The following is a 16,761-nucleotide window of genomic DNA, read 5'->3' on the forward strand; positions in this document are numbered from 1 at the left end:
GTTCGAGGCCGGGGTCATCGAACTGCCGGAGCCCTCATGCACGCCCATGTGTCATCGACCCAAGCCCCTCGACCAAAGGTCGGTTCGCTGTTCAGCGGATACGGAGGACTCGACCTCGCCGTAGAACACGTCTTCAACGCCGAGACCATCTGGTACTCCGAGACCAACAAGCCCGTTGCCCGCGTCTTCACCGACCACTGGCCCGAAGCGCCGAACCTCGGGGACATCACCACCATCGACTGGCGCGAGGTTGAGCCCGTGGACATCCTCACCGGCGGGTTTCCCTGCCAATCCGTCTCGACCGTCGGCAAACGTGCCGGCTTCGCTCCGGGTGCCGCGTCCGGTCTCTGGTCCGCCATGGCCGCCGCGATCGAAGCACTGCAACCCAGGCTCGTCGTGATCGAGAACGTCCGCGGGCTGCTCTCCACCCCTGCCCAGCGCACCGCCCCGGAAGGAGCCGACCATGAACACTGCAACCCCGGCGATGCAAACCGCGAGCAGGATGCGACCGCAACCGTTTGCGATCTGGAATCCGACTCGTGGCACTTGGGAAACGACGCAGCCCGACCTCTCAGGGCTCATGGCGCCGTTCTCGGCGATCTGGTCGACCTGCGGCGAGACGCGCGGTGGATCGGCCTACCAGCTTCGCTTGTCGGCGCTCCTCACCAGCGCTTCCGCGTCTTCATCCTCGCCCATCCCCAAGGCCCTGTTCCGGACCCCGCTGGCCTCAGACTCCTCCCGCGGCGGGGAGACCCTGGACCAGGTGAGGGCCAGACGGGGCACGATCGCACTGTCGCACCAGATCATCGACCTGGCTCTGCACGGACCCGATGGCTTACCGAGCAAGCCGGACGAGTCGGAGACGCTGTGATCGCTAATCGACGACATCTTCGGCGCTGGGGACGCTATGCCGACGCCATCGCCCGCTGGGAACACATCACCTGCCGAGCAGCGCCAGCTCCGACAGTGCTGAACGAGGACACAGAACTGAGACCGTCGCCGGAGTTCGTGGAATGGCTCATGGGCCTCCCCGACGGTTGGGTGACCGACCCAGTTCAGGGCTTGAGCGACAACGACCAGCTCACTGCACTGGGGAACGGCGTCCTCCCGCTGCAAGCGGCTCAAGCCCTCGGCATCATGGCGACCGAGACGAGGTAGGCGACGCCTTCGCTTCGCTGTTCGAGCCACGAATTCACATACTTCGGAGCAGGAGCAAACGCTTGAACTGTCACAACGTTGAGAGTCGCGCCTCCGTCCTACTTGGCGTGCCCTGCCAGAGCGATCCCTCACGGAACTCCTCTACCCAGATGGATGACCCGCTACGGCGTGGACCGAGCTGGGGCCGACCGGCCTCGAAGCTGGGCAGTGCTCTCTGACAGCGCGTCGCGTTAGCGGGTTGTCAGGGTCTGACGTTTCCCCGCATGGGTTCCGTTAGGACGCTTCTTTCGAGGACGCGGCGGGAGTTTGATCGGGAGTTGCGCCCGGATTTCGGGTCGCGCGACTAGTGGTCCTGCTGTCGCTGTTCTCCGAATGGAGCTTTGTTGTGCTTGACATCGTCTACGTTCTCGGCGCTACCGCCTTGTTCGTCGTCGTCGGGCTGCTGGGGAAGGCGGTCGAGAAGCTGTGATCGTGCTTGAGCTTCTCGCCGTCGCCCTTGGGGTCGCGGCGGTCGTGTATCTCGTGTTCGCTCTCGTGAAGCCGGAGCGTTTCTGATGGAATGGGCACTCCTCATCGCGAGCGTCGGCACCGTCGCCCTCGCTCTTGCCCTCTCGTATCGCCCCGTCGGCGATTACATCGCCTGGACCTTCACGACACGTAAGGACTGGAGGATCGAACGCCGCATATACAAGGTGATCGGCGTCGATTCGAACCACGAGCAGTCCTGGCAAGCGTATCTCCGATCGGTCCTGTATTTCTCCATCGTTGGCGTGCTGCTGTTGTTCTTACTGCAGCGCACCCAGCAGTGGTTGCCGTACTCCTTGGGCAACGACAATGTCGAGCCCGGCGTCGCGTTCAACACGGCGATATCGTTCGTGACGAACACGAACTGGCAGGCGTACTCAGGCGAAACGCTGTCTTACACAGTGCAGTTCGTCGGCCTGACGGTGCAGAACTTCGTCTCAGCGGCAACGGGCATCGCTGTCGCCATTGCGTTGGTGCGTGGCTTCGCGCATCGACGATCGGGAACGATCGGGAACTTCTGGGTCGACCTCGTTCGTGGAACGTTCCGCATCCTGCTGCCGCTGTCGATCCTCGCGGCTGTTGTTCTGATCGTCGGCGGTGTCGTGCAGAACTTCAACGGATACGTCGATGTCAACACGATCACCGGAGGCACCCAGACAATCCCGGGTGGCCCAGTTGCTTCCCAGGAAGCGATCAAAGAGATCGGCACGAACGGAGGCGGCTTCTACAACGCGAACGCCTCGCACCCGTTCGAAAACCCGACCGGGTGGACCAGCCTCTTCCAGATCTTCCTGATCCTCCTGATCCCGTTCTCCCTTCCCCGTGCGTTCGGGAAGATCGTCGGCGACAATCGTCAGGGGTACGCGATCCTCGCGGTCATGGGCACCCTCTATCTGGCCTCGACGTTCGCACTCGCCGCGTTTGAGTTCGCTGGCCGCGGTACCGCGCCCGAACTAGCCGGGGCGGCGATGGAGGGCAAGGAAACGCGCTTCGGGCTGGTGCAGTCCGTCCTCTACGCATCGACGACGACGCTGACCTCGACCGGATCAGTGAACTCGATGCATGACTCCTACACGGCGCTCGGCGGAATGATGCCGATGGTGAACATGCTGTTCGGTGAGATCGCCCCCGGTGGTGTAGGTGCGGGCCTGTACGGAATGCTGATCATCGCGGTGATCGCGGTGTTCGTCGCTGGTCTTCTCGTGGGCCGTACCCCGGAGTACCTCGGGAAGAAGATCGGGCCTCGTGAGATGAAGCTCGCGAGCATGTACATCCTCGTGATGCCGATCCTCGTGCTCGGTGGCGTGGCACTCAGCTTCGCGATCCCGGCACTGCGCGGCAGCGTCGTCGACGAGTCGCTTGCGAACACCGGGTCCCACGGTCTGTCTGAGGTGATCTACGCCTTCGCGTCGGCGGCGAACAACAACGGGTCCGCATTCGCCGGCCTGACGGCCAGCACTCCGTGGCTGACTGCCGCGCTGGGCGTGGCGATGCTGCTGGGCAGGTTCTTGCCGATAGTTCTGGTCCTGGCTTTGGCCGGGTCGCTGGCCGCGCAGGACAAGGTCCCTGCCACGGCTGGCACGCTGCCGACGCACCGCCCGCTGTTCGTCGGCCTCACGGTCGGCACCGCGGTCCTGGTGACCGCGCTCGTCTTCTTCCCCGTTCTCACGCTAGGTCCCCTGGCGGAAGGGTTGCTGTAAACCATGTCCACTCGTACTCACACCCCGTCGTCCCCCGAAGCGTCGAAGCAGCCCGCGGCGGCTGCTCCACGCAAGACGCTCGCCTGGGAGCACGTGCGCGCAGCCTTCCCCGGAGCCCTGCGGAAACTCGACCCACGCGCTCAGTGGCGCAACCCGGTGATGTTCATCGTGTGGGTCGGCGCCGCGCTGACGACACTGTTGGCCATCACAGAGCCGTTCCTCGGCGGGCCCGCCCCATCCGGTGGCACCAGCGTCCCGTGGTCGTTCACCTGGATCATCGCGGTCTGGCTCTGGCTGACCGTCGTGTTCGCGAATCTCGCCGAGTCGATCGCGGAGGGCCGCGGCAAGGCGCAGGCGGACACGCTGCGCAAGACTCGCACGAGCACCACGGCGCATCGTGTCGTCAGCTATCACCCAGACGCGGATGCCTCGGCAGAGGAAGCCCTCATCGAAGACGTGTCATCCGCTGATCTGCGGCTGGGAGATATCGTTGTCGTGTCGGCCGGGGAGCTGATCCCCGGCGACGGCGACATCGTCTGGGGCATCGCGAGCGTGGACGAGTCCGCGATCACCGGCGAGTCCGCACCCGTCGTCCGCGAGTCCGGAGGCGACCACTCCGCGGTCACCGGTGGCACGCGCGTCCTGTCGGACCGCATCGTGGTGCGCATCACATCTAAGCCGGGCGAAACATTCGTGGACCGGATGATCGCACTCGTCGAAGGTGCCGCACGCCAACGCACGCCGAACGAGATCGCGCTGAACATCCTGCTCGCGTCGTTGTCGATCGTCTTCGTCGTCGTCGCGCTCACTCTCAACCCGATCGCGTCGTATCCGGCGAGCCCGGCGAGCATCACCGTTCTGGTCGCACTGCTGGTCTGTCTCATCCCGACAACGATCGGCGCATTGCTGTCAGCTATCGGCATCGCAGGAATGGACCGGCTGGTGCAACGCAATGTGCTCGCCATGTCCGGGCGGGCGGTCGAAGCCGCCGGAGACGTGACTACCCTGCTGCTCGACAAGACCGGCACCATCACCTACGGAAACCGCCGCGCCAGCGCATTCGTCCGTCTCGACGGCATTCGTGAGCAGGAACTCATCGAAGCCGCAGCCCTGTCCTCGCTCGCCGATCCGACCCCCGAAGGCAAGTCGATCGTCGACCTTGCCCGTTCCGAGGGGATCGAGGTCGTGGCACAGCCTCGCGGTGAGATCGTGCCCTTCACCGCCCAGACCCGCATGTCCGGACTGGACCTGCCCGATGGGACACAGATCCGCAAGGGTGCCGGGAGCGCGATCACCGACTGGCTCGAAGAGGAGGGAAAGCGGCTGCCCAGCAGCGAACTGGCCGAACTCGACGAGCACGTTGAGCGGATCTCCCAGTCCGGCGGAACCCCCCTCGTCGTCGCCGTGAAATCCGCCAACGGCGGGCGACGAGTCCTGGGCGTCGTCCACCTCAAGGACATCGTGAAGGAGGGTCTGACGGAGAGGTTCGCAGAACTGCGCTCAATGGGCATCCGTACCGTGATGGTGACCGGTGACAACCCGCTCACCGCCGCGGCGATCGCTAGGGAGGCGGGCGTCGACGATTTCCTCGCCGAAGCAACCCCGGAGCAGAAACTGGCCTACATCCGGAAGGAGCAGGCCGGCGGCAACCTCGTCGCGATGACCGGCGACGGCACGAACGACGCCCCCGCCCTCGCCCAGGCAGACGTCGGGGTCGCGATGAACACGGGAACGTCGGCGGCGAAGGAAGCCGGCAACATGGTCGACCTCGACTCCGATCCGACCAAGCTCATCGACATCGTGGCCATCGGCAAGCAGTTGCTGATTACCCGAGGAGCATTGACGACGTTCTCGATCGCGAACGACATCGCGAAGTACTTCGCGATCATCCCCGCGATCTTCATGGGCGTCTTCCCGCAACTCGCGGTGCTGAACATCATGGGACTGCACTCACCGGCATCCGCAGTGTTGTCCGCGGTGATCTTCAACGCGATCGTGATCGTCTTCCTCGTCCCCCTCGCTCTGCGCGGCGTGAAGTACCGACCGATGAACGCATCCAAGATCCTGGGCCGCAACCTCGCCGTCTACGGCCTGGGCGGCATCATCACCCCCTTCCTCGGTATCTGGCTCATCGACCTGCTCGTACGCCTGATCCCCGGCTTCTGACAGCTTCGAAAGGACACATCATGAACGCTGCCACCCGCAATGGCGGACGCACCTTATGGGTCGCCACCCGCGCACTGCTGCTGTTCACCGTCGTCCTCGGCGTCGGCTACACCATGCTGATTACCGCTATCGGACAACTTGCATTCCCCGCGCAGGCGAACGGCACCCTATTGACTGCCGAGAACGGCGACGTCGTCGGCTCGTCACTGATCGGGCAATCGTTCACCGATGAGGACGGCACCCCTCTGCCCGAGTACTTCCAGAGCAGGCCCTCTGCGGCCGGCGACGGCTACGACGGCACCTCGTCCTCTGGCACCAATCAAGGCCCCGAGAACGAAGATCTCATCACGGCGATCAGGGAGCGGAAGGCACAGATCGCCGAGTTCAACGGCGTCACCGAGGCAGAGGTGCCTGCCGACGCGGTCACCTCATCCTCCTCAGGGCTCGACCCGCACATCAGCCCGGCCTATGCGGCGATTCAGATCGACCGTGTCGCCGAGGCCCGCGAGATTGCTGCAGAGCAGGTAAGGGAGCTGGTCGCGGCGCACACCCAGGACCCGGACGCTGGATACTTGGGAGAACCAAGGGTGAACGTTCTGGAACTGAACCTCGCCCTGGACGAGCTGGAGGACTGATCATGCCGAGACGGGGGCAACTTCGGGTGCTGCTTGGCGCTGCCCCCGGCGTCGGCAAGACCTTCAGCATGCTGGAGGAAGGACAACGCCTGCTCGGTGAGGGGAAGGACGTCGTCCTGGCGGTCGTCGAGACCCACGGCCGCGCCGCAACCGCCGCGATGACCGAGGGGATTCCTGCCGTCCCACGCACCCATGTCGAACACCGCGGCGTCGCACTCGATGAGATGGACCTCGCCGCAGTGCTGAAGCGACACCCGGATATCGCTCTCGTCGATGAGCTCGCGCATACCAACACGCCAGGCTCGCAGAACGACAAGCGTTGGCAAGACGTCGAAGAACTCCTCGCAGCAGGGATCGACGTGATCTCCACCCTCAACATCCAGCACATCGAATCCCTCAACGACGTTGTCGAGCAGATCACCGGCGTACCCCAACGCGAGACCGTGCCAGACAGCTTCCTACGCGGCGCCGACCAAATTGAGGTGGTCGACCTCGCCCCCCAAGCACTCCGCGACCGTCTCAGCGGAGGGTTCGTCTATCCCGCCGAACGCATCGACGCAGCGCTATCAAACTACTTCCGGCTGGGGAATCTCACCGCACTGCGCGAACTGGCCCTCATTTGGCTCGCCGATGAGGTTGACCAGGCGCTCACGGGATATCGCAAAGACCACGGCATCGACAGCACCTGGGAGGCCCGCGAGCGTGTCGTCGTCGCCCTGACCGGTGGGCCGGAAGGAGAGACGTTACTGAGACGCGGTGCGCGCATCGCAGCCCGGTCCGCGGGCGGCGAGCTGCTCGCTGTACATGTCACAAACCAGGACGGGCTCCACTCGGGAGACCCTGCCACCCTCGCGGAGCAGCGGGCGCTCGTAGAGAAACTTAACGGTACCTACCATCAGGTCCTCGGCGAGGACATTCCCACCGCGCTGGTGGAGTTCGCCCGTTCTGTCAACGCCACCCAGCTCGTCCTGGGCGCCAGTCGCCGCGGACGTATCACGGCCGCGTTCACCGGACCCGGAATCGGGGCAACAGTCGTCCGCGAATCCGGCGACATCGACGTACACATGGTCAATCATGCCGCCGTCGGTAGCCCATTCACCCTCCCCCCTCTCACCGGCGCGCTCAGCCGTGAACGCCGCATTCTCGGTTTCTTCATCGCACTCCTCGGAGGCCCTGCCCTCACTGGTTTGCTGACCTTCCTCCGCAGCGAGGACTCGATCACCACTGACGTCCTGAGCTACCAGCTCCTCGTCGTCATCGTCGCCCTCGTCGGCGGCATCTGGCCGGCCTTGTTCGCCGCCGTGCTCTCCGGGATCACCCTCAACTTTCTCTTCATCGAACCGCTGTACACGATCCACATCTACGAACCCCGCCACCTCCTCGCCCTCGTCCTGTACGTCGTGATCGCGAGCTTGGTGAGCTTCATCGTCGACCGCGCCGCCCGCCGCACCCGCGCCGCCCGCCGATCAGCCGCCGAATCCGAACTCATCCAGACCATCGCTGGCAGCGTGCTGCGCGGCGACAACGCGATACAGGCGCTCATCGACCGCACCCGCGAAGCCTTCCAACTCCCCGGCGTCCGCCTGATGCACGGCGAGGACGTCCTTGCACAGTCGGGCGAACCTGTAGGCGAGACCCGCCCCACCAACATCCGCATCTCTGACAACATCACGCTGGAACTGCACGGACCAGACCTCGCCGCCGCCGAACAGCGTCTCCTCGCCGTCGTCACCGCCCAGCTCGCCGCTGCTCTCGAGCACCAGCACCTCGCCCAGACCGCGAAACAGATCGAACCGATCGCCGCCTCCGACCGGGTCCGGGGTGCCCTGCTGTCGGCGCTCAGTCACGACCTGCGCCGACCGCTGGCCGCGGCAGCCGCCGCCGTCGGCGGGCTCAAGACCGCGGGTGCCTCTCTACCTATGGAGGACAAGAGGGAACTCCTGGAGACCGCCGACGAGAGTCTCGCCGCCCTCGCCGCGCTTGTCACCGACCTGCTCGACGTCAGCCGGTTGCAAGCCGGGGTCCTCACGATCGCCGACATTCCCACCGACCCTGCGGAAACCATCGCGTCGGCCCTCGACGAGCTCCGCCTCGGTCCGACCGATGTCACCCTCAATCTCGCCCACGGTGATGCACTCGCGCACGCCGACCCAGTGCTCTTGCAACGCGTCCTGGTGAACCTCCTCACCAACGCTCAGCGCTACACCCCCGCAAGCACGCCGATCCATGTCAGCACTAGCACCTTCGGCGACCGGCTTGAGATTCGCATTATCGACCACGGCCCTGGCGTCCCGCCTGAGAAGAAGGACGACATCTTCCTGCCGTTCCAGCGGGTCGGGGACACAGATAACACGACCGGCCTGGGCCTCGGCCTCGCCCTCTCGCGCGGATTCATCGAAGCGATGCACGGCATCCTCTCACCCGAAGACACCCCGGGCGGCGGGCTCACTATGGTCATCTCCCTTGCTGCGACCAGCAGCACAAACCAGGAGTAGTCATGAAGATCTTGATCGCCGATGACGACCCGCAGATCCTCCGCGCTCTACGCATCACCCTTACCGCTAAGGGCTACCAGATCTTTACAGCCGCAAACGGGACCGAAGCGATCTCCGCAGCCGTCGACCACCACCCCGACATCTTCCTCATCGACCTCGGCATGCCGAAGCTCGACGGCATTGAAGTTATCCACGGCATCCGCGGCTGGTCGCAGGCGCCCATCCTCGTCGTCTCGGGGCGCGCCGGCGCCGCCGACAAAGTCGAGGCTCTCGACGCCGGCGCAGACGACTACATCACCAAGCCGTTCGCCGTCGACGAGCTCCTCGCGCGAATCCGCGCGCTTACCCGTCGAGTTCCCCAAGAGGAGGCCGCCCCCGTGGTGCACCTCGGCACCGTCACCATCGACCTCGCCGCCCACAGCGTCACCCGTGAGACACCCGGCGGCCAGAAGCAGATCCGGCTCACCCCCACCGAATGGCAATTCATCGAGATTCTCATCCGCAACGCCGGGAAGCTCGTCACCCGTCAAACCATTCTCACCACCATATGGGGCACCGAACACGCCGAGGACACCGGCTACCTTCGCCTCTATATCTCCCAACTGCGCCGAAAACTAGAAGAAGATCCTGCAAATCCTATGTACCTACTGACGGAGCCTGGAATGGGATACCGGTTGGAAGGCGTGACCACGTGATTTCTGGACGCACCCGCAGCAAAGTACATCCTCATGGCCTCGGTATCAGCGTGATCGTCAGCGGGCGCACACTTCACGATGGCCGCGACCTTCTTTGACCTCAACAAGAGGCAGATGGCAGCACAGCCTTCGACGGACGCAGCTACACGCTGCCCTCATCCCATGTGACGATCTCCGTGGCCCCGATCCCACCGCAGGCCTGGCAGGCTCAACCTACATAGAAGCTCCCGCGCCGACAAACCGTGCTTACCTGCGACTGCCAGGCTCGGCGCCGTCAGGACAGGATTCTCACCGTGAGTCCACCGCTGTGTGGACCTCGTATGCGTAACGTCCGTGCAGGTATGAAGTGTCAGATCTGCGTTAGGATCTTGCCGCGCATCGCATGAATACCGTTAGGACGCTCGATTCTCCGCCGCGAGTAGCGTTCGATTGCCAACTATGACAGTGGATGATCGATGGGACGCAATTGCAACGTCTAATCCGATGGAACCCGGCGCGGCTGAACCTAGCCGGCACGACGGCCTCATCGCGGAGCAACCTCGACGTGGGTATGAAACTGATTGGCGCCCTCTCCGAGCGGACCTGTTCGGGATATTGACTGCGGAGCGACTTTGTCTGCCTGCGGCTCACGGAGTTCGACGACTACAGATTCACCACCGGACATGCATGGGCCACACGGTGGGGCATTCGATCACCGAGCGCCGGCGGCAAGGCAGCGCAGTGCCCGTGGCCACATCGCGTCGAGTGGTTGCTGAGGCTCCGCGCGGGGAGCCACGCAGTGAGGATTTCCTGCTCTCAGCGGCGCAGTGCGTTGCGAGCGAGTCCGTCCGGTCGTGAACATGAAAGTCGTCATACGCGCGAAACGGGGCGACCTGCTGCCGGAGACCTTCCGGGCGAGTCGAATCCGAATTGAACCGAGCACACGAGGTGATTTCTCGCCGCCCCGGCCGGGCTTAGCGATCTGATCGCGTCTCAGGGATGTCGCTGCTCGTCGGGGACTATCAGCCGATTCTGGCTCGGACACGAACGGTTCATCGTCCGCTCGGTCCGGTCGTCTACGACTGCGTGAAAATCATTGTGGTGCGAGACGGGAGCGCGATTCTGTTCAGCGAGTTCGGGCAGAAGCCCGTCAACGTGGGCGACACTGTGATTCTCGGTGCGAACGTGCTGTGTGGCTCAGAGCCCGAGGGGCATATCACCGTCACCACGATCTACCTGGACACCGACTACGTGATCGACCAGGTGTTCTGGCAATACGCCGGGCTGGTGCAGGACCGGCTCGAAGCCCAGAGGCTGGCCGAGACCGTCTACACCGAACCGGCACAGATACTCCGCCTCGGTGAGGAGCGCGCGGGGATGCTGACGCCGTGGCTGGATGAGCTGGTCGAGCGGAGCATCGAGGATCGCTACCCCCGGAATTTCTACCGGATGCAGGCGGTGTGGTTCAGTATCGCCCACGTGATCGCACCGTTCGTCAAGGTCTCCCCGGTGCGGATATCGGCGTCGCAGCGTGCCCACATCCGTCCCACGCTGCCACGGCATCGCCAGTTCGCGCCGTTGCGTGCCGAGGCTCGCCAGGCCGCCGAGCTACTGCGTAACGCTCCGGCGGAGCAGTGGACCCTCGACGCTCTGGCCGCGAGGGTGCATCTGTCACCTTCTCAGCTCAGCCGGGTGTTCACCGATGCCTACGGCAAGACCCCGTTGGCGTATCTGACCATGTTGCGCGCCGAGCACCTTGCCAAGTCGTTGCGGGAGACCGATCTGCCGATCGAAACGGCGATGCGGGAAGTCGGCTGGCGCAGCCGCGGCCACGCCGCACAGCAGTTCCGCAAGTACGTCGGACTCACCCCCACCCGGTACCGGCAACTGACCCTTCGCGCGAGCTGAACGCCGCTCCCGATCTGAGCATCACGAGCGGGATATCGGGAGCATCCCGGCACCGACCCCCACGGAGCACGAGATTGCCGGTAGGCCGGTATGTCTACGTCAGGCGCACCACGAGTTCTCCTGACGGCCAACCTACCGACCTCGTAGTCCGCTGACCGTCTCGACATACCTGCTGGTTCTCCTGGCGCACCTCGTTGGCGCACCGCCGCCCTCTCCTGGGCGCGGCCTACGCCGGGAGGAGGCCAGAGCAGATGGCAACGAGGCAGGAAGCCCGCGAAGCACGCGAGGCGAAGCTCGACGAGCTGCACGAAAAGCTCACCGGTGCGGTCGAACGGCTCGTGTCCGGCCCCGATTGGGCGCGGGCGTTGGCGTTCGCGGCGCGGTTTCGTTCGAGGAGCTTCAACAACACCCTGTTGATCTGGGTGCAGCATCAGGGTGCCTATGAGCAGGGTCGAGTGCCGGAGCCGTTCCCGTCCTATGTGGCCGGCTACAAGCAGTGGCAGCAGCTCGGCCGTCAGGTGAAGAAGGGCCAGCCCGGCTACCAGATTCTCGCGCCCGTGACCGGCCGATTCGCCTCGGCCAACCCCGCGGATGCGGACTCCTGGCGCCGCCTCGGGAAGGGCGAGAAGCCGCGTGCCGGTGAGGTGGTGCGCACGCGGATGGTCGGTGTCCGGCCCGCCTATGTGTGGGACGTATCGCAGACTGCCGGTGATCCGATCCCCGAACCACCGGCACCGAAGCTACTCGAAGGCGAAGCCCCCGTCGGGCTGTGGGACGGACTCGCGGGGCAGGTCGAAGCGGCCGGGTTCTCGGTGGTGCGGGTGCCGCACGAGGGCATGATCCGCGGCGCCAACGGGATGACCGACTACACCGCGAACACCGTGGCGGTGCGGGAGAACATGGACCCGGCCGCGCAGGTCAAGACTCTCGCCCATGAACTCGGCCACGTGCTCCTGCATGGCCCCGATGCCGAGGAGGCCCGTCAGCATCGCGGCATCGGTGAGGTCGAGGCGGAGTCGGTGGCGCTGATGGTCGGCGCCGCCCACGGGATGGACACGTCCGGTTACACGATCCCGTACGTCTCGACCTGGGCGGCGCGGGTGAATGACAAGGAGCCGGTCGAGGTGGTCAAGGCCACCGGGGAGCGGGTCCGCAAGACCGCCCTGGCCATCCTGGATCAGCTCGACACGCCCCAGGTCGGTGACGGCACCCCACCAGGTCTGGACCGCGAGAAACCCCAGCGCAGCGAGCCGCAGCGCGGTGAGCCGGCGCACGAACGCAACACGCCCAGGCGTCCGGCGGCGTTGGTGCCTGAGCCGGGGGTGCGTCCTGCCACTGTCTCGGTGGCTTCGGCGGGGCGGGGGCTGTGATGGTCGCCCCGGATGTGCTGACAGGTGTGTGGGCACGGGCTGCGGAGGCGTCATCATTGTCGGGGGCGGCGCGGGAGTTCGCCGACGCGGGGGTGCCGGTCTTCCCCTGCGCGCCGGGCGGCAAGCGCCCGTTGACCGGGCATGGCTTCCACGACGCCACCACCGACGGCGGGCAGGTGTCGGCGTGGTGGCGTCAGCATCCGCAGGCCAACATCGGTGTCCCAACCGGCGTCGCGTCGGGGGTGGTCGTGGTCGATGTCGATGTCCACGGCCCCATCGACGGGTTCACTGCGTTCGGTCGCGCGCGGGAGGCGGGGCTGGTGGATGGCTGGCAGCTGTTGGTCTCCACGCCCTCGGGTGGGATGCACGCCTACTACCCAGCGACGCCCGGGGGCGGGCAGCGGTCGTGGCAGGCCCCTCGTGCCGGGATCGACTTCCGTGGCGAGGGCGGCTACATCGTCACCCCGCCCTCGGTAGTGGCCGGTGAGCGAGGTCGCGCCCCCTATCGGGTGCATCGGGTCAGCACCGACGGCGTCAAGCCGCTGGATGACCGGCGGTTGCGGGACTTCCTCGACCCCCGTCCCACACCAGCGTCACAACCGACCGACCACGTGCGCGAGGTGAGTGCTGAGCGGCTGGCGGCCTGGGTGGCCGGGCGAGCTGAGGGTGAGCGGAATCGTGGTCTGTTCTGGGCGGCGTGTCGGCTGGCCGAGAACGGCATCCCACCGGCCGATACGTACGCCGCACTCGCCCCGGCCGCTGAGCATGCCGGGCTCACGATGCGCGAGGTGTCAGCGACAATCCGCTCCGCCTACCGCACCACCGGCCCGGCACCGCGAACACCCGCCAGCTCACCGTCCGAGGAACCACGTCGGAGCATGCAGCAGGCATCAGGACGGTTGCTGTCATGACGGCGACGAACACGCTGGTGGTGCAGCGTCGTAGCCGGCGCCTCGCTGTGATCACCGCGGCGGCCGGGACGGTGCTGATCGCCTTGGGTGCGTTCTGGCTGTCCTTCACCGCGTTGGCCGATCTGGCCCGCCGCTCGGGTATCGACGAGGGGCAGGCGTGGGCGTGGCCGCTGATCGTGGACGGCATCATCGTCGTCGCGACCGTCTCCGTCGTCGTCCTCGCCGGGCAGCGGTCCGCGTGGTACCCGTGGGTGCTGCTGGCGGCCGGGGCGATCGTGTCGGTGACCGCGAACGCCCTGCACGCCGTCGTGGCCGCGGACGCTGACGTGCCCGGTGTGCTGGCCGCGTCGGTGGCGGCGGTCCCACCGCTGGTGCTGCTGGCGATCACCCACCTGACCGTGATCCTCACCCTGCCCGTCACGGAAACGACCGGACCACCAGCACTCGTCGTCGCGGAAGACGAGCCCCAGACGCCGGCCGAGTCGCCCCGCGATGAGGAACAGACCCAGGCCGACGCGGACCGGCCGGGCGTGCGGGATCGGCGTGAAATCGCCGCCGGGCTGCGCGGGCAGGGCTGGTCGAACAAGCGCATCGCCCGCCACCTCGGCGTGCACCCGTCCACGGTAGGCCGCTGGTTCACGCCCGCGCACCTCCCCGACAAGCACACAGACAGCGACAGCGACAGCGAGGTGAGGACACCATGAGCATGACCACCGACCAGGCCCACCGCCAGGATCCTCGCGGGCGTCAACGTCAGGTGGCCGGTCAGCACACCGGTCGCAGGGTCACCGACCCGGCTGAGGAGACGGTGCCGGAGGCGGTACGCGCGGCCCGTGTAGCCCAACGCGATCGTGCCGACAAAGCGACGGCGGCGGATGCCGCGCGGCGGATGCGGGGTGTGGAGTGGGTGCGGCCGACCGATCTGCTCGCCCGGCAGTCGGCGGCGGTGGCGGGGCGGGGTATCGACTTCGAGGTCGAACTCGCTCGTCGCGCCCGTCAGTTCACCGGCCAGATGACGCGGGCCGGCGGCCGCGGTGCCGGCGAGGTCGGCAAAGCGATTAGTGAGCGGGCGCGGCGGCTGCCGGATGTGTCGGAGTTCGGCCGTGGCAGTCGGCACCAGTCGTGGGTGTCTCGTTCGGGGATCGGGCTGGGGTGACCTGACATGCGCGCCCCCATCATCAAGTCACCGTCGCTGTCGGCGGACCGGCTGCTGTGGGGACGTGTGTGCACCTGCCTGCCAGGAGGTGCCCGACCATGACCACGACAACACCCACCCACCCGCACACCACCGATGGCGAGGGCGGTGAGGACTTCACGACCAGCGACGGGCTGCGGACGCTGCTAATCCGGCTCCACGACGCCGGGCCAGGAGCATGGAGCAACGACCCGGTCGCCGCGGAGCTGATGGCCTACACCGCCGCTAAGTACGAGCCGCTGGCCAGGAAACACGGCTTGGACCCGTGGGAGGCCGCGTCGGCGGCGTTCAAGGTGATGATCACCCGCGCCGCCCGTGAGGCGCGTGATCCGTGGGCGGTGATCACGCATGCGGTGCGGATCACCTGCATCTTCGAAGAACGCGCCCAAGGACTGCTCTGCTCGGTGCACCAGGCTCGCCGCCCTCATGTCTCGGCGTTCCACGACCCCGAACGGTTCTCCGACCGCGAGAACCCCCTGACCGACTACCACCCCGCCTTCCACATCACCGACCCCCACGATCACGCCGACGCCGAGACGGATGCCAACAGGGCGGGCTCCGATGGGGGCGGGCGCGGGTCAGATCGGGCGTGCATGACGGCCGGGTCCGCAGCCGAGGACGCCATCGCGCTGTTCACGCTGCTGGGCTGGGACCCGGCCACCGCCCGCTCCGGGGTCGAGCACGTCTGCGCCGCGCTGACCAAGACCGGCACCCGCCAGAGCGCCTACGAGACGTTGCGGCGAGACAAGCACGCCCGCGCCCTGCTGGACCTCCCACGCTCCTCGTGGACCGCGCTGCTGCGCGCCTTGCTGGGCAACCCGCACCCCGCCTACGCCGCCACCAGCACCGGGCGGGGTGTGCTGCTGCGGCTGCTGATCGGCGAAACCCTGGACGTGCTGCTACGCGACGACGACCTCATCCTGACCATCTCGCTGGCCGCGCCCGGTAGCCACGACGGCGACCCTGGTGGTGATCGGTCGTGACCGCACCAGCCGGCTACATCGAGTTGGAGCGCACCGTGGACTCAATCTCGGTGGGGCGCCGGCATCGCGGCGACCTGGGCGACATCGACGCACTCGCTGCCTCGATCGAGCGGGACGGGCTGTTGCAGCCCATCACCATCACCCCCGACGGTGTGCTGGTGTGCGGGGCCAGGAGGCTGGCGGCGATCAAACAGCTCGGCTGGCGCAAGGTCAACGTGTGGGTCCGCTCTGGCATCTCTGACCGGCTCGGGCACCTGCTGGCCGAGCAGGACGACAACGTGCTCCACAAGCCGCTCACCCAGACCGAGGCCGCTGCCCTGTATCGGGAGCTGAAGGCGCTGATGGCCGAAGACGCTGAGCGCAGGAGGGCCGCGACGCAGTTCAGCCGCCAACGACAGCCAGGAAACGACGGTCCCGGCGAATCGCCGGGACCGTCAGGCGCGCTCGGTGAGGCGCGTGAGCAGGCCGCCCGCATGGTCACCGGCACCGCCTCCTACAAGCGACTCGAACAGGTCGGCTGGCTCCAGAAGATCGCCGACGACCCCGCCCAACCCGCCTCCCTGCGGGCACAAGTAGTCGCGGAGTTGGCGCGCATCGACGCCGGAGCTCCGGTGCATCCGGTCTATGAGACGGTCCGGGCCGCGGTCGAGACCGCCCGAGAGCAGCGGGAGGCCGATCTGCATCAGCTCGCCGCCGACGCCCTCACCCGCGCCAAACAGACAAAGACCGGTAAGCACCCGCCTCGACCCCGCCCGGTTCCCGACGACGACGGAGGCGAGCCGGCCCGGTATCCGGTGCGGGCGTTCGTGCTCACCTGGACCGAACTGGAGCAGTGGTGGACCCATTACGACGCCGAACAGCTCGCCGCCGAGCTGACCGATGAGCAGATCGAGTCCTTCCTCGCCACCGCCGAAGGCACCAGCCGGTTCGCCAAGGAACTGCGCACCGCCCGTAACCACCACACCACCGGCGACGAGCTGGTGCCGACGCGAGGCCACCTGCGCGCCCTCTGACAGCAGCCTTCCCGCTGAGTGCTTGGTG

General features: G+C 66.4%; 14 protein-coding genes and 1 pseudogene. All 15 read left to right on the plus strand.

From position 1 onward, the window contains the following. Positions 1 to 36: 36 nt before the first annotated feature. Positions 37 to 432: pseudogene (locus BHE97_RS20815) on the plus strand (DNA cytosine methyltransferase); the annotation flags it as partial. 31 nt (positions 433 to 463) lie between these two features. Continuing rightward, positions 464 to 871 carry a hypothetical protein gene (locus BHE97_RS20820; RefSeq protein WP_236757779.1) on the plus strand — a complete coding sequence of 136 codons (408 nt, stop codon included), beginning with the start codon at positions 464 to 466 and terminating at the stop codon, positions 869 to 871. Between the two features lie 633 nt (positions 872 to 1,504). Beyond that, positions 1,505 to 1,627: a hypothetical protein gene (locus BHE97_RS21035; protein ID WP_272896922.1), complete on the plus strand. Its 123-nt coding sequence runs from the start codon at positions 1,505 to 1,507 to the stop codon at positions 1,625 to 1,627. An 85-nt stretch (positions 1,628 to 1,712) separates the two neighbouring features. Continuing rightward, positions 1,713 to 3,383, plus strand: coding sequence for a potassium-transporting ATPase subunit KdpA (kdpA, locus tag BHE97_RS17995; protein WP_087625426.1), 1,671 nt, complete (start codon positions 1,713 to 1,715; stop codon positions 3,381 to 3,383). A 3-nt stretch (positions 3,384 to 3,386) separates the two neighbouring features. Then, entirely contained in the window at positions 3,387 to 5,549 is a 2,163-nt protein-coding gene (gene kdpB, locus BHE97_RS18000; RefSeq protein ID WP_087625427.1) for a potassium-transporting ATPase subunit KdpB, read from the plus strand. A gap of 20 nt (positions 5,550 to 5,569) precedes the next feature. Continuing rightward, entirely contained in the window at positions 5,570 to 6,184 is a 615-nt protein-coding gene (gene kdpC, locus BHE97_RS18005; protein WP_087625428.1) for a potassium-transporting ATPase subunit KdpC, read from the plus strand. Between the two features lie 2 nt (positions 6,185 to 6,186). Beyond that, the gene (locus BHE97_RS18010) at positions 6,187 to 8,679 is read left to right on the plus strand and encodes a DUF4118 domain-containing protein (RefSeq protein WP_087625429.1); all 2,493 of its coding nucleotides are present in this window, start codon (positions 6,187 to 6,189) and stop codon (positions 8,677 to 8,679) included. Between the two features lie 2 nt (positions 8,680 to 8,681). Then, positions 8,682 to 9,374: a response regulator transcription factor gene (locus BHE97_RS18015; RefSeq protein ID WP_087625430.1), complete on the plus strand. Its 693-nt coding sequence runs from the start codon at positions 8,682 to 8,684 to the stop codon at positions 9,372 to 9,374. Positions 9,375 to 10,439: 1,065 nt separating this feature from the next. Continuing rightward, positions 10,440 to 11,261 carry an AraC family transcriptional regulator gene (locus BHE97_RS18020; RefSeq protein ID WP_236757777.1) on the plus strand — a complete coding sequence of 274 codons (822 nt, stop codon included), beginning with the start codon at positions 10,440 to 10,442 and terminating at the stop codon, positions 11,259 to 11,261. A 251-nt stretch (positions 11,262 to 11,512) separates the two neighbouring features. Continuing rightward, positions 11,513 to 12,631 carry an ArdC-like ssDNA-binding domain-containing protein gene (locus tag BHE97_RS18025; protein ID WP_087625431.1) on the plus strand — a complete coding sequence of 373 codons (1,119 nt, stop codon included), beginning with the start codon at positions 11,513 to 11,515 and terminating at the stop codon, positions 12,629 to 12,631. Next, entirely contained in the window at positions 12,631 to 13,542 is a 912-nt protein-coding gene (locus BHE97_RS18030) for a bifunctional DNA primase/polymerase (RefSeq protein ID WP_087625432.1), read from the plus strand. The genes BHE97_RS18025 and BHE97_RS18030 overlap by 1 nt, the downstream gene beginning before the upstream one ends. Beyond that, the gene (locus BHE97_RS18035; protein ID WP_087625433.1) at positions 13,539 to 14,246 is read left to right on the plus strand and encodes a DUF2637 domain-containing protein; all 708 of its coding nucleotides are present in this window, start codon (positions 13,539 to 13,541) and stop codon (positions 14,244 to 14,246) included. Before BHE97_RS18030 ends, BHE97_RS18035 begins: the two co-directional genes overlap by 4 nt. Then, entirely contained in the window at positions 14,243 to 14,698 is a 456-nt protein-coding gene (locus BHE97_RS18040; protein ID WP_140400249.1) for a hypothetical protein, read from the plus strand. The genes BHE97_RS18035 and BHE97_RS18040 overlap by 4 nt, the downstream gene beginning before the upstream one ends. 98 nt (positions 14,699 to 14,796) lie before the next feature. Beyond that, positions 14,797 to 15,720, plus strand: coding sequence for a hypothetical protein (locus tag BHE97_RS18045; RefSeq protein ID WP_087625435.1), 924 nt, complete (start codon positions 14,797 to 14,799; stop codon positions 15,718 to 15,720). Beyond that, positions 15,717 to 16,733 (plus strand): ParB N-terminal domain-containing protein, encoded by a 1,017-nt coding sequence (locus BHE97_RS18050; RefSeq protein ID WP_087625436.1) that lies wholly within the window; start codon positions 15,717 to 15,719, stop codon positions 16,731 to 16,733. The genes BHE97_RS18045 and BHE97_RS18050 overlap by 4 nt, the downstream gene beginning before the upstream one ends. Positions 16,734 to 16,761: the final 28 nt, after the last annotated feature.

Origin of the sequence: Aeromicrobium sp. PE09-221 (genome assembly GCF_002174305.1) — a bacterium.
Lineage (GTDB): Bacteria > Actinomycetota > Actinomycetes > Propionibacteriales > Nocardioidaceae > Aeromicrobium.

Coding starts and splice junctions, on each gene's coding strand:
- BHE97_RS20820 (WP_236757779.1), top strand. CDS start 464: ATGAACACTGCAACCCCGGCGATGCAAACCGCGAGCAGGATGCGACCG.
- kdpA (WP_087625426.1), top strand. CDS start 1,713: ATGGAATGGGCACTCCTCATCGCGAGCGTCGGCACCGTCGCCCTCGCT.
- kdpB (WP_087625427.1), top strand. CDS start 3,387: ATGTCCACTCGTACTCACACCCCGTCGTCCCCCGAAGCGTCGAAGCAG.
- kdpC (WP_087625428.1), top strand. CDS start 5,570: ATGAACGCTGCCACCCGCAATGGCGGACGCACCTTATGGGTCGCCACC.
- BHE97_RS18010 (WP_087625429.1), top strand. CDS start 6,187: ATGCCGAGACGGGGGCAACTTCGGGTGCTGCTTGGCGCTGCCCCCGGC.
- BHE97_RS18015 (WP_087625430.1), top strand. CDS start 8,682: ATGAAGATCTTGATCGCCGATGACGACCCGCAGATCCTCCGCGCTCTA.
- BHE97_RS18025 (WP_087625431.1), top strand. CDS start 11,513: ATGGCAACGAGGCAGGAAGCCCGCGAAGCACGCGAGGCGAAGCTCGAC.
- BHE97_RS18030 (WP_087625432.1), top strand. CDS start 12,631: ATGGTCGCCCCGGATGTGCTGACAGGTGTGTGGGCACGGGCTGCGGAG.
- BHE97_RS18035 (WP_087625433.1), top strand. CDS start 13,539: ATGACGGCGACGAACACGCTGGTGGTGCAGCGTCGTAGCCGGCGCCTC.
- BHE97_RS18040 (WP_140400249.1), top strand. CDS start 14,243: ATGAGCATGACCACCGACCAGGCCCACCGCCAGGATCCTCGCGGGCGT.
- BHE97_RS18045 (WP_087625435.1), top strand. CDS start 14,797: ATGACCACGACAACACCCACCCACCCGCACACCACCGATGGCGAGGGC.